Source organism: Streptomyces sp. NPDC030183 (assembly GCF_055573455.1).
In genome coordinates, this window is the sequence record NZ_JBVIBK010000059.1 from 1 (window position 1) to 11,794 (window position 11,794).

At 68.0% G+C, this 11,794-nt stretch carries 7 protein-coding genes and 1 tRNA gene; 5 read left to right on the top strand and 3 right to left on the bottom strand.

The features are described 5' to 3' along the window. Positions 1-257: 257 nt before the first annotated feature. Together ACZ4Z2_RS36900 and ACZ4Z2_RS36905 are read left to right on the top strand one after the other, a co-directional pair. Positions 258-3,080: a glycoside hydrolase family 2 TIM barrel-domain containing protein gene (locus ACZ4Z2_RS36900; protein WP_468082106.1), complete on the top strand. Its 2,823-nt coding sequence runs from the start codon at positions 258-260 to the stop codon at positions 3,078-3,080. 156 nt (positions 3,081-3,236) lie between these two features. Next, the gene (locus ACZ4Z2_RS36905) at positions 3,237-3,533 is read left to right on the top strand and encodes a hypothetical protein (protein ID WP_468082108.1); all 297 of its coding nucleotides are present in this window, start codon (positions 3,237-3,239) and stop codon (positions 3,531-3,533) included. Positions 3,534-4,010: 477 nt separating this feature from the next. Here the strand turns inward: ACZ4Z2_RS36905 and ACZ4Z2_RS36910 are convergent, their stop codons facing one another. Further along, positions 4,011-5,429: a non-reducing end alpha-L-arabinofuranosidase family hydrolase gene (locus ACZ4Z2_RS36910; protein ID WP_468082109.1), complete on the bottom strand. Its 1,419-nt coding sequence runs from the start codon at positions 5,427-5,429 to the stop codon at positions 4,011-4,013. 512 nt (positions 5,430-5,941) lie between these two features. On the opposite strand from ACZ4Z2_RS36910, the gene ACZ4Z2_RS36915 reads away from it, so the two are divergent. Further along, positions 5,942-6,250, top strand: a complete 309-nt coding sequence (locus ACZ4Z2_RS36915) for a hypothetical protein (RefSeq protein WP_468082111.1) — start codon at positions 5,942-5,944, stop codon at positions 6,248-6,250. A 956-nt stretch (positions 6,251-7,206) separates the two neighbouring features. On the opposite strand, the gene ACZ4Z2_RS36920 is transcribed toward ACZ4Z2_RS36915, so the two are convergent. Both ACZ4Z2_RS36920 and ACZ4Z2_RS36925 read right to left on the bottom strand, forming a co-directional pair. Beyond that, a complete protein-coding gene (locus ACZ4Z2_RS36920; protein WP_468082112.1) occupies positions 7,207-8,979 on the bottom strand; it encodes a hydroxysqualene dehydroxylase in 1,773 nt (590 codons plus the stop codon). Between the two features lie 706 nt (positions 8,980-9,685). Next, a tRNA-Gly gene (locus ACZ4Z2_RS36925) sits at positions 9,686-9,759 on the bottom strand. Between the two features lie 737 nt (positions 9,760-10,496). On the opposite strand from ACZ4Z2_RS36925, the gene dcd reads away from it, so the two are divergent. Together dcd and ACZ4Z2_RS36935 are read left to right on the top strand one after the other, a co-directional pair. After that, positions 10,497-11,072, top strand: a complete 576-nt coding sequence (dcd, locus tag ACZ4Z2_RS36930; RefSeq protein WP_053847548.1) for a dCTP deaminase — start codon at positions 10,497-10,499, stop codon at positions 11,070-11,072. A 2-nt stretch (positions 11,073-11,074) separates the two neighbouring features. Further along, positions 11,075-11,572, top strand: a complete 498-nt coding sequence (locus ACZ4Z2_RS36935) for a phosphoribosyltransferase (RefSeq protein ID WP_468082113.1) — start codon at positions 11,075-11,077, stop codon at positions 11,570-11,572. Positions 11,573-11,794 lie beyond the last annotated feature (222 nt).

Sequence of the window (11,794 nt, forward strand, 5' to 3'; positions counted from 1 at the left end):
GTACACGGGTCAGGGCCCGGCACGCCGAGAGCACGCACCTGACGCCGCGGGGCCGCCCTTCGGGCGACGGCGGGAATGTGACGACAGGGCCTAGGGTCCGACGGCCCCGGCATGCGTACTCGGGAGGCGCCTGTGACTCCCGCTGCCTCTGCTGCCCTCTTGTATTCGAAGCATTCGACTCCTAGTGTCATCCTCGTTTTGCGCGAGGGCTGTGATCTGCGGTGTTGTGCGCGGAAGCGCTTCGACAAGGAGATGCCATGCAAATGTCACGTCGGGGCGTTCTGATCCTGGGCGCCGTCGGAGCGGCCGTCGCCGGAGGTCTTCCCGCGGGTTCGGCCCGGGCCGCTGGGACGGCCGGCGGAACGGACGCCTCCACGCGCACCGAGCGCCTCTACCTGTCCGGAGAGGACGCCGACCACCCGGTCGACTGGGACTTCCTGTGCACCAGCGGGCGGCGCAGCGGGAGTTGGGGCAGCATCCCGGTTCCGTCCAACTGGGAGTTCCACGGATACGGCACATACAACTACGGGTGGAATCTGCGCCCGGAGGAGAAAGGCCGCTACCGGCACACCTTCACGCCGCCCGCCCACTGGCGTGCCAGACGCGTCTTCCTCGTGTTCGAAGGGTCGATGACCGAGACCGAGGCGTGGATCAACGGCGAACCGGCCGGGCCCGTCCACCGCGGCGGCTTCTACCGGTTCCGGTACGAGGTGACCGGGAAGCTGCGTCCGGGGCAGGAGAACCTCCTGGAGGTGACGGTCAGCAAGGAGTCCACCGACGACTCCGTCAACCGGGCCGAACGCCTGGGCGACTACTGGAACTTCGGCGGCATCTACCGCCCCGTCCACCTCGAGGCACTCCCACTCCGGCACATCGAACGCATCGCCGTCGACGCCCGCGCCGACGGCACCCTGCGGATCGACGCCCATCTGTCGGGTACCGGCACCGCCGACCGTCTCGTCGCCCGGGTCACCGACCTCTCCGGACGCCCGGTCGGCGCCCCGTTCGCCGCGGCCGTGGCTCCCGGCGACACGACGGTGACCCTCAGGACCACCGTCGACTCCCCCCGGCTGTGGACGGCGGAGACCCCGCACCTCTACCGCGTCGAGGTCGCGCTCCGCGACGGTGAGCGCCGCACCGTCCACCGCGTCGACGAAAGACTGGGCTTCCGCACGGTCGAGGTCCGCCCCGGCGACGGCGTGTACGTCAACGGCGTCAGGATCCTCCTCAAGGGAGCCAACCGGCACACCATCTGGCCCACGTCCGGCCGGGCCACCAGCGCCCGCATCAGCCGCAAGGACATCCTGCTGATGCGGGAGATGAACATGAACGCGGTCCGGATGTCCCACTACCCGCCGGACACGCACTTCCTCGACCTCGCCGACGAACTCGGGCTGTACGTGCTCGACGAACTGGCCGGCTGGCAGAAGTCGTACGACGAGGCGGCGGGCCGGCCCCTCGTCGCCTCGATGGTCACCCGAGACGTCAACCACCCCTCGATCCTGTTCTGGTGCAACGGCAACGAGGGCGGCTGGAACACCGCCCTCGACGCCGACTACGCACGCCACGACCCCCAGCGGCGCACCGTTCTCCACCCCTGGGCGAACTTCGGCGGCATCAACACCGACCACTACGAGACGTACGAGAGGACGCGCCGCATCCTCCAGGAACAGGGCGACGTCTTCATGCCCACCGAGTTCCTCCACGGCCTCTACGACGGCGGCGCCGGCGCGGGCCTCGACGACTACTGGAAGCTGATGGGCCGTGAACGGCTCTCCGCGGGAGGCTTCCTGTGGTCGCTGATCGACGAGGGCATCGTGCGGGACGACCTCGGCGGCACCGTCGATGTGGCGGGCAACGCCGCACCCGACGGCATCGTCGGCCCCTTCCGCGAGAAGGAGGCCAGCTTCCACACGATCAAGGACATCTGGTCTCCCGTACAACTCGCCGACCCGGAGCGGTTCACCTCCCGCCTGCCGGACGACTTCGACGGGCGGATCGGCCTCACCAACCACTACGCGTTCACCAACACCCGTGACTGCCGGTTCACTTGGCGGCTCCTGGACTTCCGCACCCCCTCGCAGCGGAGGGACGGCCACACCGTGCGCGCCCACGGCACCGCCTCCGCCCCGGACATCGAGCCCGGCGCGCAAGGAGTGCTGCGCCTGCACCTGCCGTCCGGCTGGCGACGCGCGGACGCCGTGGCGCTCACCGTCACCGACGCCGACGGCCGTGAGATACGCGGCTGGACGTGGCCCATCGCGTCCGCGGCCGAGCAGGCCCGACGGCTGGTACGGACGGGCCCGGGCCCAGCCGTCCGCGGCTCCCGCACGGACACCGGCATCACCCTCGCGTCCCGCCACACCACGGTCACGCTCGACGCCACGACGGGACTACTGGCCGGTGTCACCCACCGGGGGAGGGACTTCGCGCTGTCCCGGGGCCCGTTGCCCACCACCGGTACGGCCGACCTCACCCGCCTGACGCACGGGCCCGACGGCACCGGCTACACGGTGGAGGCCGAGTACTCCGGCGTCCTGCGCCACGTCCGGTGGCGCCTGCACCCCAGCGGCTGGCTGCGGTTGGACTACCGCTACCACCTCACCGGCGAGCACGACTTCTTCGGCGTCGGCTTCGACCATCCCGAATCGCGGGTGACCGGCGTGACCTGGCTCGGCCACGGACCGCACAGGGTGTGGAAGAACCGGCTGCGCGGTGTGGCGACGGACGTCTGGACGAAGCAGTACAACGACACCGCGACCGGTGCCGACGGCTGGGTGTACCCGGAGTTCAAGGGCTACCACGCGGACGTCCGCTGGGCGTCCCTGCACACCACCGCCGGACGCCTCACCGTGGTCTCCGAGGACGAGGACCTCTACCTCCGCCTCTTCACACCCCGGTTCGGACCCGACCCCCGCCACACCGCGCCCCCCTTCCCGAAGGGCGACCTCTCCTTCCTCGACGCCATCCCACCGATCGGCACCAAGTTCGACCCGCCGGCCGCTCTCGGCCCCAGCGGCGCCCCCACCACGGCGACGGGCGACTACGGCCGGACCCTGTACTTCTCGTTCTCCCGGTAGCGGCTCGACGCTGATCGTCGGGGGTGCCCGCACCGAAGGGCGGAGACCCGCACCGCCGCCGCGGCGGCCGCCGACCTCGACCTCACGGTCCGCGACGCCCAGGGCGAGGTCGTCGGCCAGTCGGCGGGCCCCGACTCCAAGGAGTCCGTCTCCCTGGTGGATCCGGCCGCCGGTACGTACACCGTCGAGGTGGCCGGCTTCGCCGTACCGTCGGGGTCGACCGCGTACGACTACCAGGACGGGTTCTTCTCGTCCGTACTCGGCACGGTGGCCGTGGACGAGTCGGCGCCGGTGAACCTCGCCACGGGCGCTTCGACCAAGGTGCCGACGAGCGTCACCGTCACGCGGACCGTGGCCGAGGGCCGCGAACTCATCGGTCACGTACGGCTGATGAACCCGCGCGGCACGACCGTGCGTACGGGCCACGTGCCCATCGAGAAGGTCACGCAGTAGGCCGCACGACGCGGCGGGGGTGGGTGGCCGATGCCACGGACACCCACCCCGGCGCGACTGCGACTTTCGGATGACCGGAGCCCGGCCTGTCGGCGGGGGTGGTCCCACTGGCCGACGGAGTGAATGCCTCACGGGGCCGAGATGGGTCTTCAGCTCCGACTACGTCGTCGTGGACCTCTTCCGCGTGGTCGACGGAAAGATCATCGAACACTGGGACGTCGTGGCCGACGGCCAGTAGCCCTTTGGGCCACCAACCAGCAAACCTCAGGCCACTCGCCTGGGGTTTCGTCATGGAGGACCGGCGGCGAGCCGCACGGAATGACCCGCTGCCCGGCCGTGGGAGGAACCCCGGCCGACGTGCGGCCGGGGTTCCTCAGGCGGTGGTTCGGTCAGTGGGTGGGTTCGCCCACGTCGTGGACAGCTCGTCCACGCGTCGGCGGACCGCCCGGCGTCGCGATCACCGTGGAGCGGGCGGGGTCAGCGCTGCAGGGTGAGCAGGCCCGGCCGGTACGGCAGTTTCAGGTAGTCGGGGTCGTTCGCGTTGGGGTCCCTGCCCTGGTAGAGGAACTGCAGGTTGCAGGGGTCGATGGTCATGGTCTGGTCGGGGTTGTTGCGGACCAGGTCACCGTGGCTGATGTCGTTGGTCCAGGTGGCACCGCTGTTGGCCTTGCCCGCGAAGGGGCTGCTCTCGGTGCCGGCCTGCTCGGTCCACGGACCGTTCAGGCTGGAGGCGGTGAACGAGCGGAAGTAGCGCCCGTTCGCACCCTTCGCCTCGACGATCATGAGGTACTGGTTCTGGCCCTGGACCTTGTAGACCTCTACCGCCTCGAACAGCTTGTCCTCGGTGTCCTTCATGACCGTCGTGTACGACGTGCCGAAGCTGCTCGGGAAGTTCCCGATCGGCATGGTCGACCTGTAGATGCTGCCGAGGTCATCGGCGAAGAACAGGTACATGTTCTGGCCGTCGCCGATGATGGTCGGGTCGATCGGGCCGCCTACGGGGAGGTTGCCGTTGAACAGCTCCTGCGGCGCGGACCAGCCGTTGGGGTTGGTCGGGTCGCTGGATGTGCGGTAGGTGAATTTCCAGTTGGTACCCCACCCGTTCGAGATCATCACCCAGATGTTCTTGGGCGCGAAGTAGAACAGTCTGGGCGCCACCGCGAGCTGGTTCATCTGGGTCTGGCCGGCCGAGGCCATGTCGGACCAGTTCGTGAAGGGACTGAACATCATCGAGCGCCATCCGTCTGACGTGGCGTTCGTCGCGTAGACCAGGTGCTTGCCCTGGTACGTCACGGTGGTGAAGTCCTTCAGCGAATACCACCCGTTCGTCGGCTGCGCCAGCGGACCTGTCGAGGTCCAGCGGTACGTCGACGGAAGCGAGCACGAGTTGGGCGTCCCGGACAGGCCGGTCCACTTCTGGTTGTTGCCGCCGTTGCAGTTCCACAGCTGTACCGCCGTGCCGTTGGCGGTGGCGCCGCCCGACACGTCCAGGCACAGCCCGGAGTGAACGCCGACGATCGTGCCGTCGGCGTTCGCCCGCCACTGCTGGTTCGCACCGCCGGTGCAGGTGTAGATCTGCACCCGGGTCCCGGCCGTGGTGGAGTAGCCCGGAACATCCAGGCACTTGTTGCCGAACACGGTCAGCTGGTTGTTGTCCGTCAGCGTCCACTGCTGATTGGTCCCGCCGTTGCAGTCCCAGATCTGCACCTTTGTGCCGTCGGTCTGGTTGGCGCCCGGCACATCGAGGCACCGGTTGGAAGCGACGCCGCGTACGGCGCTGGTGGTCGCCGCCTGAGCGGGGCTGGAGAGGAGCGTCGTCGCCAAGGCGGCCAGGGCGGCGACGGTAGCCACGAGCACCGCAGACGGGTGTTTGCGGCTGAAACTGCGTCTGTGCATGCGAACCTCGTCATCATGGGAGCTGGCGGTACCGGTGCGCCCGTCAGTGGCTGTCCGGAAACCAGCGGGGGTGCGGCTGCAGTGTGTTCGACATACCGAACGAGGGTCGAAGTGTCGATCGACTGGATCATAAGGATCCGGTGAACCGCGTCAATACTTTTCGCATGATTCACGAGCCAAAATCGCGGATTGAACCAGGCGGCTTCGGATTCCGTGGATATGCGGGTCTCTTGGCGCGACGGGGAGGGAGCAGTGCGTACGGGCGTGGGCTTGGTGATCATGTGGCGTACGGGCCAGGAAGGACGGTGCGCCGACCGATCAGGCGCGCGTGTGCCTAGCCGCACCGCTACCGACCTCAGCCACGCCTCACGGTTTGTGTCGACCGGAGCAGCACGTGACGGCCGGCCCGTGTTGCGGGGAGGGGGCCGGTCCGTGTTGCGGGGAGGGGGGATGAGAGCCGGTGTGGGTTGCCGGGGTTGTGCCACTTCGATGCCGTACCGCAGGATCGGGTGATGTCCCGATCGGTAGGCGCGCACACCGCCGACCCCTGCCCCCGGTGCCTGGTCGAGCAGGTCCGCCCGGGCAGCCTCGTGTCTGTGGCGGGGCACGATGCCGTCGGCTACGTCTGCGCGCGATGCGGGCATTCGTGGTCTCGTCCGATCGAGGACGACCTGGAGGTGCACGACATCGTCAGAGCGGACCTCGACGACAGGACGCTCTACGGCACGGTCCGGCAGGTGGACGACGACCGAGTCCAGGTACGCGACACGAGCAGTGGACGGCTGCTGTGGGTCGAGCGCTGGCGCGTCCTCCTCTACTGAGGCCCGTTCGACCTGTGTCACCGCACCATCAGCCCGGATCTAGGCCAGCCTGTCTCCCGCTGCTCCCTCTGGCACGGCCTTTTTTTGAGCAGTCCGGCGAGTTCCCTCAGGTCGTTCGCGACCATGACGTGAGCGAGGCGTCCGGCGACGGCCACGATGTGGCCAGACGGTTGCCGCGGAGGACATGGTCCAGGTCTTCGAACGTCGACGGACAGGCCACACGACAGATGTCAGAGAACGGCGCCGGTTCCAGCCCATGCAGCGACTGCTCCAACCACTGGGCCAGAGCTCACCTGACCGGCTGTGACGCGGTGGCCAAGGGGTAGCGGCCCCCTCCAGTGGCAGGACCGCATCCACGGCCAGACAATGAGGTTGCGCTCAACTGCGGGATAACGAGGCGTACTCTGCCGATTCTTCCGTTCGGCCCAGCGACTCGGCATAGCTCTGTACGGAGGTGTTCCCGATGGTGCAACCTGACGAGCAGCCAACTCCAACTGAGGCTCAACTCGAAGCGTTCAAGCAGAATGACTCCGAGTTCGCCGAGTTGGAGAAGCACAGCCGTTCGGTGCGCGAGGCTGCCGAGGCCCGTCTGCGGGAAGCGGACTACGATCCTGGCGGTCCTTGGTACTGCTACCGCTGCACGTGCAGCCAGTTCCTCTCCCCTGACGACAACGGCGGTCTTCACGCTCGGTGTCGGCGGGAATTCTGTAGGCACACGTCGATGGAGCATGCCTGAGAAACTCCCGAATCGGTGAGGTGTCGTCGCCGAAGACGCGCAGCGGGCCCTTGATGGAGGACGGCAGCCCACGCCTGAGCCTTCCGCTCGGGGCTTCTGGGGGGCGCAGGAGGCACGACGGCCGTTGCACACCGCGCTCCTGCCCTCGTTGGGAGGGCGACGAGAAGGGTGTTTCGCCGGCGTCATGGCTGATCAGGTCGAGCGACCGCTCCCGACTGGATCACCCAAGGTCGAACGCGTTCGGGAGGCCGGCCTTGAAGCGGAAGTGGTCGTGGCGCTTGAGGCTCTCGAGCTCCGGCGGCCTGAACAGCGGGGTGACCGTGCAACGCGGCGCACTCGAACCTGTCTGATCCAAAAGGGCGTTGACCGCCTGACGGGCCGAGGCGTTCGCGCCCTCCATCGTGGCGAGGTCGATGTCCACGGCGACGTAATCCCCGGACAGGAAGAAGTTCGGGACCGTGGTCCGGGCCGAAGGGCGGTTGTGCAGCGTGCCCACGGGGTGGATCAGCAGCTCGTCCTGGTTGGTCGGGTGCGGGGTACCGATCCCGTCCACTCCGGGGTCCAGGAACCACCGGTGCAGCATGCCGTCGCGCAGCACTGTCCTGCCGGTGTCGTTGAGTGCGTCCTTGAGCTGTGCCCACACCTCGCGTGCGACCTCCTCGCGGGTGCACTGTTTAGCCGTTTTGCCGTACAGGACACCGGGCTTGTCCCACTCGGAGATATCCACCGACAGACACTCCTTGGCCACGCCGTCACCGTAGTCGGCGGCGAAGTCACGCCCTGGCCAGTGCCGGGCCTGGGCGATCGCGGTCAGCGACCATGGCGAGTCGATGCAGTTGAAGTGGCCCTGCACCAAGGGCGGCGTCTCGGACAGATAGAACTGAAGGCCCGTCATCCAGTCCGTCCGCAGCTTGTCGCAGCGCGCCAGCTGTGGGTCGGCGGCGCGTAGTCCGGCACTCCAGGTCCGCCGCGCGTGCTCCACCGGCATGGCGGAGACATAGTGATCGGCGGTAATGGAGCGACGTACGCCGTCCGCATCCTCGATGACGGCCTCGGAGACCCGCCCGTCTCCGCCCAGCCTCACCTCGTGCACGGTCCAGCCGATACGGAACTTCACGCCCAGGGAAGAAAGATGAGCCACCCAGGGGTCGATCCAGGCCTCATTGGTGGGTGCGTTGAGGATCCGGTCGGGTGGGCCGTCCGCACCCCGGCCGAGCGCGTTGAACACGAAGGCCTCGCCGAGGGTGCCGACCGTCCGGGTGCTGGCCACCTCAGCCTTGGTGGCGACGATGTTGCGGGTGACGCCGACCGCGAGGATGCGCTGGTACTCCTTCGACATCTGCCCGGCCCGTACGAAAGTCCACCAAGGGGTGGCTTCCCAGGTGGAGTTGCGGCGCGCGTCGCAACTGGTCAGGAAGACGACGGCGCGGTTCACGAAGTACGCGATCTCATGCAGAGGAAGGTTGAAGCCCGTCTCCAGGAGGCCGGTGAGGGCGCGTCTGATGTCGTCGAGGGTGAGCTCGGCGGGCTCCTTCTCCCCGGGAATGGGTATCCGCAGATCCTCGCGGCCGTTGCTCCGCGCGAACATCATCTCCTTCGGCGCGATCAGGTTGTCCCGGACGCCGCCCGCGTTCCCGGGAAAGGGGATGCGCCGCATCGTGTCGGGGAGGTTGTGGTAGATCCCCGGGATGAAGCGGAACCCGTGCTCCGCGGGCAGTGGCTTGCGGTTTCCCTTCGCGCTGTCCGGTACGTCCATGGAGCGGGCCTTGCCGCCGAGCGCCCGGCGCTCGTAGACGGTCACCGCGAAGCCCCGCTCGGCGAGTTCATGCGCCGCGGTCAGCCCGGCGACGCCACCGCCGAGCACGGCGACCGCCTGCTGCCGTCCCTGTGCCGGTGCCGCTGAAGCCGCCGTGCCGGTGCCCAGCGCCACCGCCCCGCCTGCGGCCGCGGCCCCCACCACAAAGGTGCGTCGAGTGCTGCCCGTTCGCCCCATGACCGGCCTCTCCTACCGTCGGTAACACCTGCGGTCCGGCGGAGGAGCCTATGGGAGCACCTCTCGCCACGGAAGACATGGACATGACTAACGTGGGCTTGCGCGGCGAATGTGGCGCGTTTGCGTTGCCGGCGAGCCGGCCGCATCACCGCCAGGGGTGATCGAAGTGGCGTAGACGGCATGCCGTAACGCACGCAGCACAGGAACCGAGAAGCGTCGTCGACGGAGACGGAGCCGGGTGGCCAAGAGCCGGTAGCGCAGGGTGGGGATCGTGCTCGGGTTCGTCCGGGCAGGGCGATCACGCCGAGGCCGTGTAGGGCGCGGTCCACCTCGGGTACCGACCACGCGATTCTCCGGACGCCGTTGGGGTCCGCGATGCGGTCGCGGGCCTTGTGGATGGATCCGTAGTCCGCCGCTGGTCCGCTGCGCGAACCTGGGAGGGCGCCGCCGGTGTCGGCTGTGCCCTGCTGAGCACGTGGACAGACGTCCGGCAAGGTGGGCACGGAGGATTCCGCGGCTCCGCTCCGGGCGCCGCACTTGCGCCTCTATAGGCACTCCGACGAGGGGCGGCCGGCGGGAGGTCGTCACCGGCCTTGACCATCTGGTGTGCGCGGAGCGTGCGAAGTGCCACAGCGACGGCCCTGCCCCTATCGCCCCCGATTTAGGCAATAAAGAACCCCCGGGTCTCTGACCTGGGGGTTTCGCATGGAGCGGGTGACGAGAATCGAACTCGCGCTCTCAGCTTGGGAAGCTGATGTTCTACCATTAAACTACACCCGCGTAAGACGCCGGTCGGTGCCGGTGTCGGAACGCTTCGTTACTTTACCTCATGTCGCGCCCCGCGTGTTGATGCCGTGGGACCCGGGTCCGTTTCCGGGGTGGGGACGGGGCTGCGGGGCGCGGGAGTTGGGGCGTACGGTGGAGGCGCGGAAGAGGGTCCGTGTGGGGCCTCCGGTGGATCGGAGTGCCGCCTGGAGGGCCGTCCTATTGATCCCGTAATGTGGCTTTCGTCGTCAGGTCGACGTGAGGTCGGCCATCAGACGCGGCTCTTGGGGAAGGGACTCTTGGACTTGATGGAGCGCACCGTCGTCCGTTGTGCCGATGGGCACGTGTTCAGCACCGCTTCGTTCCCGATGCAGCAGGCCGAGCGCCTCGGCCCCGGCCGGCTCATCCGCTGTCCTCGCTGTGCCCGGCTCCGCAGCGTCGTGCCGGTCGCCTTGGAGAAGCGGTAAGCGAGCGGTCAGTCATGGGCGCATTCGTAAGGCGGCAGTCGTGAGGCGGCAGTCGTAGGCGGTCAGCCGTAGCAGTGGGCCAGTAGCAGTAGTTCAGTGGCAGCAGTTCAGTAGCCGTGGCAGTTCCGGGAGCACTGGAGCGGCAGTAGTAGTAAGTGGCAGTAGCAGTGCGGACTGAAGGCCGGTGCCGTCCTCGTGCGGTGTCTGGCTCCGGTCCGTGTCGTGTGAGACGCGCGGTCCCCGCCCGGATGCGGAGGGGCCGCGCGTCTTGCGTATCCTCGGGGCGTGCTTCTCTCAGACAAGGACATCCGGGCCGAGATCGACGCGGGACGGGTGCGGATCGATCCGTACGACGAATCCATGGTGCAGCCGTCGAGCATCGACGTGCGGCTCGATCGCTTCTTCCGGGTGTTCGAGAATCACCGGTACCCCCACATCGACCCCTCCGTCGAGCAGGCCGATCTCACCCGGCTCGTGGAGCCCGAGGGCGACGAGCCGTTCATCCTGCACCCCGGGGAGTTCGTCCTCGCCAGTACCTACGAGGTCATCACCCTGCCCGATGATCTCGCCTCCCGACTCGAGGGCAAGAGCTCGCTCGGGCGGCTCGGGCTCGTCACGCACTCCACCGCCGGGTTCATCGACCCCGGGTTCTCCGGTCACGTGACGCTGGAACTGTCGAATCTCGCGACGCTTCCGATCAAGCTGTGGCCCGGTATGAAGATCGGGCAGTTGTGTATGTTCCGGCTCAGCTCGCCGGCCGACTTCCCGTACGGGAGCGAGCGGTACGGGTCCCGGTACCAGGGGCAGCGGGGGCCGACCGCCTCCCGGTCCTTCCTCAACTTCCACCGGACGCAGGTGTGAGCATGGCCCAGGTCCGGGAGAACCTCACCTACGAGGCGTTCGGCGCCGCCGTGCGTGAACTCGCGCAGACCATCGCCGACGACGGGTACGAGCCCGACATCATCCTCTCCATCGCCCGCGGCGGTGTCTTCGTCGCCGGGGGCCTCGCCTACGCCCTGGACTGCAAGAACATCCATCTGGTCAACGTGGAGTTCTACACCGGCGTCGGCACCACCCTCGAGATGCCCGTCATGCTCGCGCCCGTGCCCAACGCGATCGACTTCTCCGACAAGAAGGTCCTGATCACGGACGACGTCGCCGACACGGGCAAGACGCTCAAGCTCGTCCACGACTTCTGCCTCGACGCCGTGGCCGAGGTCCGGTCCGCCGTGATCTACGAGAAGTCCCACTCCCTCGTGAAGTGCGAGTACGTGTGGAAGCGGACGGACGAGTGGATCAACTTCCCCTGGTCCGTGGAACCGCCGGTGGTCAGGCGGGCCGGGCAGGTCCTCGACGCCTAGACGCCTAGGCCCTGTCGTCACGACAGGGCCTAGCGGTTACCTCCGCACATGACTGAGGGGCTCCCGATCCGCCGATCGGGAGCCCCTCACTCGTGTGCGCTCGAAGCGGGCGGCGGGCTAGATGTACTGATCACGAGCGTTGTTGACACTGGCGGGTCTTGAACATGGCGAAGACCTCCGATGTGGTGGAGCTGTCTAGGAACACACCGCACGGAGGTCTTC